14 protein-coding genes and 1 tRNA gene are annotated in these 13221 nt (G+C 59.2%); 8 read left to right on the plus strand and 7 right to left on the minus strand.

Translation table 11 applies throughout. The features are described from left to right. Positions 1–205: 205 nt before the first annotated feature. The 8 genes from rpsA to GOX88_RS16140 all read left to right on the plus strand — a co-directional run bounded on the left by rpsA (position 206) and on the right by GOX88_RS16140 (position 7131). On the plus strand, positions 206–1882 hold the full coding sequence (gene rpsA / locus GOX88_RS16105) for a 30S ribosomal protein S1 (protein WP_170403952.1): 1677 nt from the start codon (positions 206–208) through the stop codon (positions 1880–1882). A gap of 271 nt (positions 1883–2153) precedes the next feature. Continuing rightward, on the plus strand, positions 2154–2438 hold the full coding sequence (gene ihfB, locus GOX88_RS16110; RefSeq protein ID WP_037310872.1) for an integration host factor subunit beta: 285 nt from the start codon (positions 2154–2156) through the stop codon (positions 2436–2438). A gap of 6 nt (positions 2439–2444) precedes the next feature. Next, entirely contained in the window at positions 2445–2795 is a 351-nt protein-coding gene (locus GOX88_RS16115) for a lipopolysaccharide assembly protein LapA domain-containing protein (RefSeq protein ID WP_170404496.1), read from the plus strand. 9 nt (positions 2796–2804) lie between these two features. After that, a complete protein-coding gene (locus GOX88_RS16120; RefSeq protein WP_170403954.1) occupies positions 2805–3449 on the plus strand; it encodes a phosphoribosylanthranilate isomerase in 645 nt (214 codons plus the stop codon). A gap of 47 nt (positions 3450–3496) precedes the next feature. After that, positions 3497–3832, plus strand: coding sequence for a hypothetical protein (locus GOX88_RS16125; protein ID WP_170403957.1), 336 nt, complete (start codon positions 3497–3499; stop codon positions 3830–3832). 67 nt (positions 3833–3899) lie between these two features. Further along, positions 3900–5147, plus strand: coding sequence for a tryptophan synthase subunit beta (gene trpB / locus GOX88_RS16130; protein ID WP_170403960.1), 1248 nt, complete (start codon positions 3900–3902; stop codon positions 5145–5147). A 364-nt stretch (positions 5148–5511) separates the two neighbouring features. Beyond that, positions 5512–5586: transfer RNA gene (locus GOX88_RS16135), tRNA-Cys, on the plus strand. A gap of 399 nt (positions 5587–5985) precedes the next feature. After that, entirely contained in the window at positions 5986–7131 is a 1146-nt protein-coding gene (locus GOX88_RS16140) for a slipin family protein (RefSeq protein WP_170403963.1), read from the plus strand. A 42-nt stretch (positions 7132–7173) separates the two neighbouring features. Here GOX88_RS16140 and GOX88_RS16145 read toward each other — a convergent pair whose 3' ends face one another. From GOX88_RS16145 to GOX88_RS16175, 7 genes are all read right to left on the minus strand, one after another. Then, positions 7174–7548, minus strand: coding sequence for a DUF2237 family protein (locus GOX88_RS16145; protein ID WP_170403966.1), 375 nt, complete (start codon positions 7546–7548; stop codon positions 7174–7176). Between the two features lie 9 nt (positions 7549–7557). Then, on the minus strand, positions 7558–8721 hold the full coding sequence (locus tag GOX88_RS16150) for a serine hydrolase domain-containing protein (RefSeq protein WP_170403969.1): 1164 nt from the start codon (positions 8719–8721) through the stop codon (positions 7558–7560). Between the two features lie 82 nt (positions 8722–8803). After that, positions 8804–9484, minus strand: a complete 681-nt coding sequence (gene pth / locus GOX88_RS16155) for an aminoacyl-tRNA hydrolase (protein WP_170403972.1) — start codon at positions 9482–9484, stop codon at positions 8804–8806. Positions 9485–9611: 127 nt separating this feature from the next. After that, positions 9612–10265, minus strand: a complete 654-nt coding sequence (locus GOX88_RS16160) for a 50S ribosomal protein L25/general stress protein Ctc (RefSeq protein WP_170403975.1) — start codon at positions 10263–10265, stop codon at positions 9612–9614. 251 nt (positions 10266–10516) lie between these two features. Then, positions 10517–11683, minus strand: a complete 1167-nt coding sequence (locus GOX88_RS16165; RefSeq protein WP_170403978.1) for an alpha-hydroxy acid oxidase — start codon at positions 11681–11683, stop codon at positions 10517–10519. Between the two features lie 135 nt (positions 11684–11818). Next, positions 11819–12610, minus strand: coding sequence for a tryptophan synthase subunit alpha (gene trpA / locus GOX88_RS16170; RefSeq protein ID WP_170403981.1), 792 nt, complete (start codon positions 12608–12610; stop codon positions 11819–11821). A 78-nt stretch (positions 12611–12688) separates the two neighbouring features. After that, positions 12689–13174 (minus strand): acyloxyacyl hydrolase, encoded by a 486-nt coding sequence (locus tag GOX88_RS16175; protein ID WP_170403984.1) that lies wholly within the window; start codon positions 13172–13174, stop codon positions 12689–12691. Positions 13175–13221 lie beyond the last annotated feature (47 nt).

Raw genomic sequence — 13221 nt, forward strand, 5'->3', positions numbered from 1 at the left:
AATAACTTGCAGCCACTTGGCGAACCCGCTATAGAGCGCCCGTCGACAAGGCGATTTGAGCCATAAAACAATGAGACGAGCAGGGTCGGAACCAACCGGCCCTCTTTGTTTTGTGGCATATGTCAGATCGTCTGACCAATCCATTAAGACCGGCGGAGACAACCGCTCGGCCAGAAAAAACGTATGTAAAGGAAAACAACGCCACATGGCTAACGCATCCATGGAGGAATTCGAAGCCCTCCTGAACGAAAGCTTCGAAATGGACACACCCGAAGAGGGTTCTGTTGTCAAAGGCAAGGTTCTGGCGATCGAAGCCGGCCAAGCCATCATCGACGTAGGCTACAAAATGGAAGGCCGCGTTGATCTGAAAGAATTCGCAAATCCCGGCGAAGCCCCTGAAATCACTGTTGGTGACGAGGTCGAAGTCTACCTGCGCGCCGCAGAAAACGCCCGTGGCGAAGCTGTCATCTCGCGCGAGATGGCCCGCCGTGAAGAGGCATGGGACCGTCTGGAAAAAGCATATGCCGACGACCAGCGTGTCGAAGGTGCAATCTTCGGTCGCGTCAAAGGTGGCTTCACCGTCGATCTGGGTGGCGCAGTTGCGTTCCTGCCCGGCTCGCAGGTTGACGTTCGCCCCGTGCGCGACGCTGGCCCGCTGATGGGTCTGAAGCAGCCGTTCCAGATTCTGAAAATGGACCGCCGCCGTGGCAACATCGTTGTGTCGCGCCGCGCAATCCTGGAAGAATCGCGTGCCGAACAGCGTGCCGAGGTTATCGGCAACCTGTCCGAAGGTCAGACCGTCGAGGGTGTTGTCAAGAACATCACCGAATACGGTGCATTCGTTGACCTGGGCGGCGTTGACGGCCTGCTGCACGTCACCGACATGGCATGGCGCCGTGTGAACCACCCGTCCGAGATCCTGACGATCGGCGAAACCATCAAGGTTCAGGTCATCAAGATCAACAAAGAGACCCACCGCATCAGCCTGGGCATGAAGCAGCTGCAGGAAGATCCGTGGGATCTGGTTGCTGCCAAGTACCCGCTGGGCTCGGTCCATCAGGGTCGCGTCACCAACATCACCGACTACGGCGCGTTCGTCGAGCTGGAAGCCGGTGTCGAAGGTCTGGTGCACGTGTCCGAGATGTCCTGGACCAAGAAAAACGTCCACCCCGGCAAGATCGTTTCGACCAGCCAGGAAGTCGACGTCATGGTTCTGGAAATCGACGGCGCCAAGCGTCGCGTGTCTCTGGGCCTGAAGCAGACTCAGCGCAACCCGTGGGAAGTGTTTGCAGAAACCCACCCCGAGGGCACGCAGGTCGAAGGCGAAGTCAAGAACATCACCGAATTCGGTCTGTTCATCGGTCTCGACGGCGATATCGACGGCATGGTTCACCTGTCGGACCTGTCGTGGGACGAGCGTGGCGAGGATGCGATCCAGAACTACCGCAAAGGCGACATGGTTTCGGCCGTCGTTTCGGAAGTTGACGTGGAAAAAGAGCGTATCTCGCTGTCGATCAAAGCCCTGGGCGGTGACAAGTTCGCCGAAGCCGTGGGCGGCGTGAAGCGTGGCTCGGTCATCACCGTCGAAGTGACCGCGATCGAAGATGGTGGCATCGAAGTGGAATACGAAGGCATGAAGTCCTTCATCCGCCGCTCCGACCTGTCGCGTGACCGTGCCGAACAGCGCCCCGAGCGTTTCTCGGTCGGTGACAAGGTCGACGTCCGCGTCACCAATGTCGACAGCAAGACTCGCCGTCTGGGCCTGTCGATCAAGGCACGCGAGATCGCCGAAGAGAAAGAGGCCGTGGAACAGTACGGTTCTTCCGACTCGGGCGCGTCGCTGGGCGACATCCTGGGTGCAGCGCTGAAGTCGGGCGACTAAGCCCGGGCATCAGCCTTAGCCGAATTTACGGCCCCGCGTATCCGCGCGGGGCCGTTTTTGTTGCGAATCAATATGTTCCGATTTCCGGGCTTATTTCGGGTGTCGTCCGCGCTTTAGGCACTGAATTCGCGTGAACAAGCGAAAAATCGCGCGGTTTAGCAGCAAAATGAAGGCTTTGCATACAGAGTTTACGTTCCCCCTATCCGACTTTTTTCCTATACTGTTCAGAACAATAGAGATGGTTAACCGGTCGCCTGGGAGGGTAGCGCTCATGATCCGTTCAGAACTGATTCAGAAAATAGCCGACGAGAACCCGCATCTGTATCAACGCGACGTCGAGCGGATCGTGAATACCGTGTTCGAAGAGGTGACGGATGCCATGGCGCGCGGTGACCGTGTGGAACTGCGCGGCTTCGGCGCATTTTCGGTCAAACAGCGCGACGCGCGTGTTGGCCGCAATCCCCGTACTGGTGAAACCGTTCAGGTCGAAGAAAAATGTGTGCCGTTTTTCAAAACTGGCAAGTTGCTTAGGGACCGATTGAACGGTAAAGCCTAAGGCATGATGCGTTACCTTCGATATGCTTTTCTGGCGATCCTCGGGATCGTGCTTATTTCCGTTTCGCTGGCCAATCGGGAATCGGTTCAACTGTCACTGATGCCGGAACCCTTTGCCGAGCTTGTGGGTTTTAACTTCATCACGTCGCTACCGCTGTTCGTTGTGGTGCTGGGCGGTGTGGTTGCGGGCCTGATCATCGGTTTCCTCTGGGAATGGCTGCGCGAGCACAAGCACCGCAGGGATGCGTCCGTGAAGAAAAACGAAGTGCGCAAGCTTGAGCGTGAAGTCAAAAAGCTCAAGAAAAAGCAGAACGAAGGTCAGGACGAAGTTCTGGCGCTGCTGGACGAGGCCAGCTGAGGCAAGTCAATGCCCCAAGATGCAAGTGTCAAAATCTGCGGTTTGACCGCCCCTGACCACGTGCGCGCGGCCGCTGAGGCTGGCGCGCGTTATGTCGGGTTTGTGTTCTTCCCCAAATCGCCGCGGCATCTGGACATTGAGGCCGCCACCGAACTGGCGCATCTGGTGCCCGCTGGGATTGCCAAAGTCGCGCTGACGGTGAACGCATCGGATGAGGACCTGGACCAGATCGTGGCCAGCGTACCGCTGGACATGTTGCAACTGCACGGCAGGGAAAGCCCGGATCGTGTGGCCGAGGTTCGTGAGCGGTTTGGCCTGCCCGTGATGAAAGCCATCGGTGTGGCAGAAGCCGAGGACCTTGCGGCAATCGACTTGTACTCTGAGGTCGCAGACCAATTGCTGATCGATGCCAAGCCGCCGCGAAATGCAGAGCTGCCGGGCGGCAATGGACTGGCTTTCGACTGGCGTTTGTTGGCGGGGCGCAAATACTGGCGGCGTCCGTGGATGCTGGCCGGGGGGCTGACGCCTGATAACGTCGCCGAGGCCATGCGTATGACCGGTGCGCGACAGGTCGATGTTTCTTCGGGCGTGGAAAGCGCGCCCGGCGTGAAGGATGCAGCCCTGATCCGCGCCTTTATCAACGCGACCCGGTGATCTGATCGCCGGGTGCCTGCGTATCTCCGTTAGAGGAGGGCGCGGCAATGCTGGCAGCGATCGGCGGAGTTTCATTGAAACGGTGGTATTACGGGCCAGAGTTTTTCTGGCGCGCCCGTCAGGCGATGCTACAGGCACGGGGTGATCCGTTGTGTCTGAAGGTGGATGTGTTTCCGCATCAAGGGCTCTATTTTTCGCTGAGTGTCTGGCACGACGCCGAGGCGATGCTGACGTTCGCCCATTCCGGTCCCCACCGCCGCGTGGTGCAGGCGGCGGCGCGTCTGGCCGAAATGAATGAGTTTCACCACTTCCCCTGCATTGCCGTGCCCAGCAGGGATCAGGCTTTGCAGGTATGGGCACAGCGCGTTCAGGCGGCGGAATGATACGTTTTGCCATGGCAAATCCCGCCGCTACCTCCTATGACAGTCGCGTACGACGATGGAGACACCCATGGCCAACGATCTTTTCAATTCCTTCATGTCCGGCCCCGACGAACAGGGCCGCTTTGGCATCTTCGGCGGGCGGTTCGTCAGCGAAACGCTGATGCCCCTGATCCTGTCGCTGGAAGAGGAATATGAAAAGGCCAAGGACGATCCCACCTTCTGGGCCGAGATGGACGATCTGTGGGCGAACTACGTGGGCCGCCCCTCGCCGCTGTATTACGCGGAGCGCCTGACACAGCATCTGGGCGGCGCCAAGATTTACCTGAAGCGCGACGAGCTGAACCACACCGGCGCGCACAAGATCAACAACGTGCTGGGCCAGATCATTCTGGCGCGGCGTATGGGCAAGACCCGGATTATCGCTGAAACCGGAGCTGGTCAGCACGGCGTGGCCACCGCCACCGTCTGCGCCAAGTTCGGTCTGAAATGCGTGGTCTATATGGGCGCGCATGACGTGCAGCGTCAGGCCCCAAACGTGTTCCGTATGCGCCTGCTGGGGGCCGAGGTGATCCCGGTGACCTCGGGTCGTGGCACGCTGAAGGATGCGATGAACGACGCGCTGCGGGATTGGGTGACCAATGTGCGTGACACCTTCTACTGCATCGGTACCGTGGCTGGGCCACATCCGTATCCGGCAATGGTGCGTGACTTCCAGTCCATCATCGGCAAGGAAGCCAAGGAACAGATGATGAAGGCCGAGGGCCGTCTGCCCGACACCATAATCGCCGCCATCGGCGGTGGCTCGAACGCGATGGGCCTGTTTTACCCGTTCCTCGACGACAAGGACGTCAACATCATCGGTGTTGAGGCTGGCGGTAAGGGCGTGAACGAAAAGATGGAGCATTGCGCCTCGCTGACCGGTGGTCGTCCGGGTGTGCTCCATGGCAACCGCACCTATCTTCTGCAGGATGATGACGGTCAGATTTTGGAAGGGTATTCGATCTCGGCTGGTCTGGACTACCCGGGCATCGGTCCCGAGCATTCCTGGCTACACGAAATTGGCCGGGCCAATTATGTCTCGATCACAGATAAGGAGGCGCTTGAAGCGTTCCAGCTGTGCTGCGCGACCGAAGGCATCATCCCGGCTCTGGAACCGTCCCACGCGCTGGCCCATGTAATGAAAATCGCCCCCGAACTGCCCAAGGATCACCTGATCTGCATGAACATGTGCGGTCGTGGCGACAAGGACGTGCAGACCGTGGCCAAGTATCTGAACTTCGACATGTCGGATACCGAAGGCCGCAGCGCCGATTGACCAGGCGGTAAAATTTGAAATTTGTGACAAGAGCGGCGCACCTTTGACGGGTGCGCCGCTTTGTTTTTCTCGCGCTGCCTTTTCGAATATTGCGCAGATGGGTAATTTTGTTGCGCGCCCGCCACAGGTGTGATTTTGACCCTCAAATAATTATTGAACGAATCCAGACCCTTCGCCTAAACCCGCCGTTACCGGTCACAACGGGCCGGACCCTAGCGGGCAGAGGTGATCACTCTCTCGGTGCGGACGGCGTTGCCGATCCCGTATGCCAGGGCCGAACCGGGGATTGGTATGCTTTGTAGCTCAATTGGATAGAGCGGCAGGTTTCCCATCTGTAGGCGAAGGTTCAATTCCTTCCAAAGCTCCAAATGTAGCTCATTCTGGTGAGAGCAATCGACCGCAAATCGATGTGTAACGGGTTCGAATCCCGTCATTTGACAAAGCTGTTAAGTCAGCACCGGCCTTCCACGCCGGCCCGTGAAAACGGTCCAAAATCATAAGGGTCCGGGTGCTCCCCAGCAGGGGTGGCACCGCGCAACGTCAGGCTTTGGCCGGGCGGGGCAGGGGTCTTCGCTGCTCTGGCTTTGTGCCGGAGGGCAGATGATGGTGCCGCCGGATTGGTGCCCCGCTTAGCCCCTTGGGCAAGGTGGCGCATCGGTTCCGCGCCCCTCTCTCTGACCTTCCCGCGCAGGGGCATGGCGCGGGGGATGCCCGGATCTTTCCTGCCTTCGTCCGAAGGCTTCACACCTGTCACCCGTTCGGGGTGCAACCCACTGAAAACATGAAGAGGAGTTCGCATTTGCGACGACGATAGAGCGAGACGAAAAGGAGAAATGATATGACACTGTTCCAAGATCTGATCGACCGGCTGACCGGTCATCACCGGCTGACCCTGACCGAGACCCAGCGGATGCTGGTCCTGCGCAATGGGGTGTTCGATGCAATCCTCGGCCCCGGGAAACACCGGCTGCCGCGCAAGGATGTACTGACCGAGCTGCACGATCTGGAGAAACTCTTTTTCGTGTCGCCCTATGAGAGGGCGCTGATGCAGAACCGGCCCGAGCTGGCCGCCAGGCATCTGACCGAGTTCCGGGCCGAACCTGACGAAGTTCTGGTTCTGCTGCGGGACGGGGTGCCTGTTCGGGTGCTGAACCCTGAAGCGCGGGTGCTTGTCTGGAAGGCTGCAGGGCCGTGGAAGGTCGAGCATCACGCGTTGACCGACACCATGGTTGTGCCCAAAGCGACGGCGCAGCGGCTGGTTCGGGCCGGGCTGCGGCTGAACCTGACGCAGGTCGAGATTGCCGAAGGGCATACCGGGCTGCTGACGGTTGACGGGGTGCTGGTGGATCAGCTGACCCCCGGTGCGCACGCCTTCTGGAAAGTCGGGCGGAACGTCGAGGTCAAGCAGATCGACCTCCGGCAACGCACCCATGAGGTGACAGGGCAGGAGATCCTGACCAAGGACCGGGTGACCATTCGGGTCAACCTCAGCGCCGACTACCGGGTCGTTGAGCCGGTCAAGGCGGTGGGGACGGTCAAGGATTTCGATCAGGCCCTGCACCGGGCGCTGCAACTGGCGTTCCGGAAGACCTTGGGGGCGATGACACTGGACCGGCTGCTGGCCGAGAAGGTGACCGTCGACACCGAGGCCGCGGATCGGGTGCGGACACAGATGGCCGGGATCGGTATCGAAGTGGGTGAGATCGCGTTGAAAGACGTCATCCTGCCCGGTGAGATGCGGGAGATCCTGACCGCCGTGGTCGCCGCCGAGAAACAGGCCGAGGCCAACGTCATCCGGCGGCGGGAAGAAACCAACGCCACGCGGTCCCTGCTGAACACCGCGAAGGTGATGGCGGAAAACCCGGTGATGCTGCGGCTGAAAGAACTGGAAGCGCTTGAAACCATCGCCGGAAAGGTCGAACGGCTGACGGTCCACAACGGGACCGAAGGTCTGATGTCCGACCTTGTCAAACTGCGGGAGTGATCCCGAATAAGGGCCGGTCCGGGCTATCCCGGGCCGGTCTGTCTATTCCACAACCGCGTGTTCGGTCAGCAGGCGCAGCGGCACCACGTCCAGCGCGCGCTGATGGGTGGCCTCAAGATGCACCTTTGGCGCGCAGCCTTCGTCATGGGCCTGCAGAAAGCGCCCGGCGCACAGACACCAGCTGTCACCAGGTTTCAGGCCGGCAAAGTTGAACTCGGGGCGTGGGGTGCTCAGATCGTTTCCGACATATTTGGAAAAGGCCAGAAACTCGGCTGTCATCACAGCGCAAACCGTATGGCTGCCCTGATCCTCGGGGCAGGTGTTGCAGGCCCCATCGCGAAAGAACCCGGTCAGCGGATCGCGGGAGCATGGGGCGAGTACACCGCCCAACACATTGATGCTGTCCTGTTTTTCCATATCCCTACTTTACAGGCTTTGCGCGATTTTGCGGAATTTTTCTATGTTTGCTTCGTTCACGCCATCGTCGCGGAATTTGCGATCGGCCCCGGTTGTCACGATCAGCACCCCGCGTGGCTGGTCGAAATAGATGTATTGGCCATATACGCCCCGCGCGAGGAACTCACCCTCGTGCGCGCCGACAGGAACCCACCACTGATAGCCGTACCCGATCTCGCCCGCCTCGGTCGGTGCGCTGGGCAGGACGGATTCGGCAATCCAGTCTGCGGGTACCAATTGCTGGCCATCAAGCTCTCCGTTCTGCAGGATCATCTGGCCAAAGCGGGCGAAATCGCGGGTGGTGAAATTCAGGCCGCCCAGAACAAAGGCTACCCCGGCACCATCGGTCACATAATACCCATCGTATTCCAGCCCCAGTGGCTGAATGATCTTTTCCGTCAGCAAGTCGGTGACACTGTGCCCGGTCGCACCACGGATCACCATGCCGATGACGTGGGTGTCGATGGATACGTATTGCCATGTCTCGCCCGGGTCGACGAAAGTGTCCTGCAGCGAGGCCGCGAAGTCGTCCAACGCGCCGCCCAAGGCCACGACGCGACCCATCCGGTTGATATCAGAGTTGGGGTCGAAATAGTCCTCGTTGAAGGTGACACCGCTGGCCATGTTCAGCACATTCCGGATCGTCGCGCCATCATAGGCCGTGCCCGCCAGTTCCGGCGCGTATTTCACCACCGGATCGTCCAGCGACTCGATAGCCCCTTCGGCCAGCAGGACGCCGAACAGAGCCGAAAGGTAGCTTTTGGCAACCGACCATGAAATTCGCCGATCCTCGGGAGACGTGCCCAGATAGTACTCTTCGAACCGGATTTTCCCGTCCTGCATCACCAGCAGAGAGGTTACAGCGCGATCCTCGATCCATTGGTCAGTGCCGTCGGGCAGGTCAAAGCCGGGGCCGTAAGGCAGCTCCCGTGTCGGGCCGTCACCGCGCGGCAGATCGACCGTCAGGAAAGCTTCATCCATATGAGAGAAATTGTGGACGATCTTTTCTTCTGAAAACAAAGAGTTCACAGCCATCAACCGCTGAAGCTCTTCGCGTTTCCAGACTCCGACAACAACTGCGGCCAGCACCAACATCAGCAGGATGCGCAGCACCCACTTGAACAGAGCTTTCATCTATCGCCTCCCATATCCCTGCCACATTGGAACCCGCCTGCTGTGGTTCCGCAATTGGGACGTTGCGGCAAGGTCAGAAACCCTATTTGAACTTGTCCAGCAGCTTTTGCATGGCCGAGCGTTCGTCGACCTCGGGTTCCGGCGCGGGGGTGGCGTCCGGTTTTGGTGATTTGGCCGGAGATTTCGAAGACCGCGGCGGCGCGGTGCGCAGGGCAACCGCGTTCATGAACTTGCCGCTTTCCTCATCAGCCAGATGTCCAGCGCCGTCAGACACTCCACGCAGCACATCGTCCAGCCAATCGGCATCAGCCTTGGCGAAATCGCTCAGGACATAGGGCGAGACCAACTCTTTCCGCCCCGGATGCCCGATCCCCAGACGCACCCGGTCATAAGCGGGGCTGATATGTTCGTGGATCGAACGCAGCCCGTTATGCCCGGCATGTCCGCCGCCCGCCTTGACGCGCACTTTGCCGGGGGCAAGGTCCAATTCGTCGTGAATGACGGTCACATCGGTCGAATCCAGCTTGTAGAAGCGCATCGCTTCCCCCACCGACTGGCCGGAGCGGTTCATGAAAGTCTGCGGCTTGATCAACAACACTTTTTCGCCGCCCAGACGCCCCTCGGCGATCTCGGCCTGAAACTTGGATTTCCACGGGCCAAAGCCATGATCCTCGGCAATCCGGTCCACGGCCATAAATCCGATATTGTGCCGGTTGCGGGCGTATTTCGACCCCGGGTTCCCCAATCCGACAAATAGTTTCATAGTCTCGTCCTTGTGCGATGCATGGGGTTGATGACACGGAATGCCACCGCTTTTCCAGTCCACGCGGCAAAAGAAAACGGGGCCCGAACCCGAGCCCCGTTCTCAATTCCGAAAAGAAAATTCGGATTTATTCTTCTGCTTCTTCCTGACCGACGACTTCAACTTCGTCTGCAGCCACTTCTTCACCTTCCTCATCGTCGCTGGTCGACAGGCCGGTCGGTGCCGAGACGTTTGCGATCACGAAATCACGGTCGATGGTCGGCTTGGTACCTGCGGGCAGCTCAACCGACGAGATGGTTACGACGTCGTTGATTTCCATGCCGGTCAGATCAACAGTAATCTTCTCGGGAATGTCACCAGCAGTGCACATCAGTTCGACTTCCGGACGGACAACGGTCAGAACGCCGCCCTTCTTGATGCCGGGTGCTTCTTCCTCGTTGACGAACTCAACAGGGATGAACAACGCGATCTTGGTGGTCCGACGCAGGCGCATCAGGTCCAGGTGGGTCGGCAGGTCTTTGACAACGTCACGCTGAACGTCACGGCAGATGACGCGAACGTCTTCGTGACCTTCAACCTTCAGGTTCCACAGGGTCGACTTGAACCGGCCTGCTTTCAGGCGCTTGAACAGGACGTTGAACGGGATCTGGATCGGCAGCGGCTCTTTGTCACCACCAAAAACAATGCCCGGAACCATGCCGTCGCGGCGTGCTTGACGAGCGGCGCCCTTGCCTGTCCCCGTCCGTTCCAGAGCTACGAGATCAGGAATCTCACCAGCCATGATAAATCTCCAAATGTTAGGGCGGGCATCCTCCAAGGCTGTATGCCCGCGTGAAGCCGCGTCCTTAGCTTGATTCATTGAGTTTGGAAAGGGGTTTTTGACCGCTATGATCTTTTGCGAGGCTCCGCCTCGCGCTCCGGGATATTTTGCACCAGATGAATGAAGGATCCCATGCTTCATCTGGCCAAAAATATCCCGGGGGAGGCGCCCGGTACGGGCGACGGGGGCAGAGCCCCCTTATTCACGCTTGGTCAGCCTTGCCAGCGACCGCCGAAATCTTCGGGGATCAGCAGGTTGTGCCGCCCCAGATTGCCCACATTGCGCTCACCGCACAGGGCCATCGTGGTGTCCAGTTCCTTGTGGATGACGTCCAGTGCCGTTGTCACGCCTTTCTGCCCCATCGCGCCCAGTCCATAGACAAAAGCGCGGCCGATATAGGTGCCCTTGGCACCCAGTGCGACGGCCTTGAGAACGTCCTGACCAGATCGGATACCGCTGTCCAGATGCACCTCGATATCATCGCCGACCGCGTCCATGATCTTCGGCAGCATACGGATGGAACTGAGCGCGCCGTCCAACTGCCGCCCGCCGTGGTTCGACACGACGATGGCATCGGCACCCAGCTTGGCGGCCATCTTGGCGTCGTCTACATCCAGAATGCCCTTGAGGATTACCTTGCCGCCCCATTGCTCCATCAACTTTTCGACCTTGCTCCAATCAAGGCTGGGGTCGAATTGCTCGGCCGTCCATGCGCCGAGGGAGGAGGCATCTGAGATGCCCTCGACGTGACCGACGATATTGCCGAACTCGCGCCGTTTTGCCCCCAGCATCTCGATACCCCACGACCACTTGGTCGCAAGGTTCGCTATGGTTTTCGCAGTCAGTTTTGGCGGTGCGGAAAGCCCATTCTTGAGGTCCTTGTGGCGCTGGCCCAGGATTTGCAGGTCCAGCGTGATCACCAAAGCCGAACATTTCGCATCCTTGGCGCGTTGGATCAGGCGGCTGACATAGTCCTGATCCTTCATCGTATAGAGCTGAAACCAAAATGGTTTCGTCGTGTGCTCAGCCACATCCTCGATCGAGTTGATCGACATGGTGGACAGGGTAAAGGGCACGCCAAACTCTTCGGCGGCTTTGGCGGCCTTCATCTCGCCATCCGCGTGCTGCATTCCCGTCAGCCCGACCGGGGCCAGCGCGACAGGCATCGCGACATCCTCTCCGATCATCTGCGACGCGGTCGAGCGTCCGGCCATGTCCACCGCCACCCGTTGCCGCAGGCGGATATCCGAGAAATCCGAGCTGTTGTCGCGGAAGGTCTGCTCGGTCCAGCTGCCGCTTTCGGCATAGTCGTAGAACATCCGCGGGACGCGACGTTCATAGATGCGCCGCAGGTCTTCGATAGTGGTGATTACGGGCATGGGGCCGCGCCTTTGTTTGAGTGATCAAACATTTCTACTGGGGCATCCGACAGGGCGCAATCGGCTGCAGGCAAGAAAAAACCGCAGCAGGCCAGTCGCTTGCTGCGGTTTTTCGAATGGGTTCGTGCGGAACGATCAGGCGGAATGCGCGCCGTCGGCCAGTGATTTTACAAAGTCCAGAACCTCGGCTACGGGTTTGCCTGCCGCGATTTGGCTGACAATGGCCGAACCGACCACGGCACCATCGGCGACGCTGGCGATGGCCTTGGACTTCTCGGGCGTGTTGATGCCAAAGCCCACGATCACGGGCAGGTAGGTCGCGGATTTGATCCGGGCGACTTCGGGGCCGACATTTGTTGCCTGCGCCTCGGCCGCGCCGGTGATGCCGGTAATCGAGACGTAATACACAAAGCCCGAGGTGTTTTGCAGCACGCGGGGCAGGCGCTTGTCGTCGGTGGTCGGGGTCGCCAGACGGATGAAGTTCAGCCCAGCTGCCTGAGCAGGCAGGCAGAGCTCTTCGTCTTCTTCCGGCGGCAGGTCCACCACGATCAGGCCGTCGATACCTGCGGCCTGGGCATCCGCCAGAAAGGTGTCCACGCCACGGCTGTAAATCGGGTTGTAGTAACCCATAAGAACGATCGGGGTCGTGTCGTCGGTTTCGCGAAACGCGCGCGCCAGATCCAAAGTGCGCTGCAAGGTCATGCCGCCATCCAGCGCCCGTTGACCGGCGGCCTGAATGGTCGGGCCATCCGCCATCGGATCGGTAAAGGGCAGGCCCAGCTCGATCACATCCACACCGGCACCGGGCAGGCCTTTCACAATTTCAAGCGAGGTGTCGAAGTCGGGGTCGCCTGCCATGATATATGCGACAAAGGCCTTTTTCCCTTCGGCCTTCAGGGCGGCGAACTTGGCATCGATACGGGTCATCTGCAGTCCTTGCATTCAGGTTTGAACCTGATGTGCAGAAACTTTGCCCGGAAATCAATCCCGCCGGGTCAGATTGCTTCAGAACTGGTAGTGGTATCGCAGCAGGGCCGAGTTGACACCGGGGTTTTCGTTATTCGTGCTGGCGTTGGATTTGTGGGTGATGGCAAAGGAAATCCTGTTGCCGCTGTCCAATGTGTATCCAAGACCCAGAAGGCTGCGAATCTGGAATTCCCCGCCAAGATCGCTGAGTTCGTCACTCTTGGAAAAATACCCAGGCATGACACTTCCTTCGACGAACCAGCGATCGGCAAAGGTGTAAAAGCCGATCAGCCCGATGCCGATATGGACATTGCTGGCGGTATCAACGGTCAGCGCACCGCCCCAGGTGGCGGAAAAACGGCTGGCCTCGTGAAAGGGGCGGTGATGATACTCAACCGTGAATACGGCTTCGTCATCTGCGTCACTGTCGGAAAAATCCGAGTACCCGGCGCCAAAGACAAGGGATTGAGCCTGCGCTGTCTGGGCGGCCAGCAGCAGCGCAAGGGTTACGACAATTTTTTTCATACTTACCATTCACTATTTGTTTGTTCGCAACGTTCTATCTGTCGATC

Origin of the sequence: Ruegeria arenilitoris, assembly GCF_013030985.1 — a bacterium.
Lineage (GTDB): Bacteria > Pseudomonadota > Alphaproteobacteria > Rhodobacterales > Rhodobacteraceae > Ruegeria > Ruegeria arenilitoris_B.

What these genes read in the sequence shown, in the direction of transcription:
- rpsA (WP_170403952.1), top strand. Translation starts at nt 206, where the DNA reads ATGGCTAACGCATCCATGGAGGAATTCGAAGCCCTCCTGAACGAAAGC.
- ihfB (WP_037310872.1), top strand. Translation starts at nt 2,154, where the DNA reads ATGATCCGTTCAGAACTGATTCAGAAAATAGCCGACGAGAACCCGCAT.
- GOX88_RS16115 (WP_170404496.1), top strand. Translation starts at nt 2,445, where the DNA reads ATGCGTTACCTTCGATATGCTTTTCTGGCGATCCTCGGGATCGTGCTT.
- GOX88_RS16120 (WP_170403954.1), top strand. Translation starts at nt 2,805, where the DNA reads ATGCCCCAAGATGCAAGTGTCAAAATCTGCGGTTTGACCGCCCCTGAC.
- GOX88_RS16125 (WP_170403957.1), top strand. Translation starts at nt 3,497, where the DNA reads ATGCTGGCAGCGATCGGCGGAGTTTCATTGAAACGGTGGTATTACGGG.
- trpB (WP_170403960.1), top strand. Translation starts at nt 3,900, where the DNA reads ATGGCCAACGATCTTTTCAATTCCTTCATGTCCGGCCCCGACGAACAG.
- GOX88_RS16140 (WP_170403963.1), top strand. Translation starts at nt 5,986, where the DNA reads ATGACACTGTTCCAAGATCTGATCGACCGGCTGACCGGTCATCACCGG.
- GOX88_RS16145 (WP_170403966.1), bottom strand. Translation starts at nt 7,548, where the DNA reads ATGGAAAAACAGGACAGCATCAATGTGTTGGGCGGTGTACTCGCCCCA.
- GOX88_RS16150 (WP_170403969.1), bottom strand. Translation starts at nt 8,721, where the DNA reads ATGAAAGCTCTGTTCAAGTGGGTGCTGCGCATCCTGCTGATGTTGGTG.
- pth (WP_170403972.1), bottom strand. Translation starts at nt 9,484, where the DNA reads ATGAAACTATTTGTCGGATTGGGGAACCCGGGGTCGAAATACGCCCGC.
- GOX88_RS16160 (WP_170403975.1), bottom strand. Translation starts at nt 10,265, where the DNA reads ATGGCTGGTGAGATTCCTGATCTCGTAGCTCTGGAACGGACGGGGACA.
- GOX88_RS16165 (WP_170403978.1), bottom strand. Translation starts at nt 11,683, where the DNA reads ATGCCCGTAATCACCACTATCGAAGACCTGCGGCGCATCTATGAACGT.
- trpA (WP_170403981.1), bottom strand. Translation starts at nt 12,610, where the DNA reads ATGACCCGTATCGATGCCAAGTTCGCCGCCCTGAAGGCCGAAGGGAAA.
- GOX88_RS16175 (WP_170403984.1), bottom strand. Translation starts at nt 13,174, where the DNA reads ATGAAAAAAATTGTCGTAACCCTTGCGCTGCTGCTGGCCGCCCAGACA.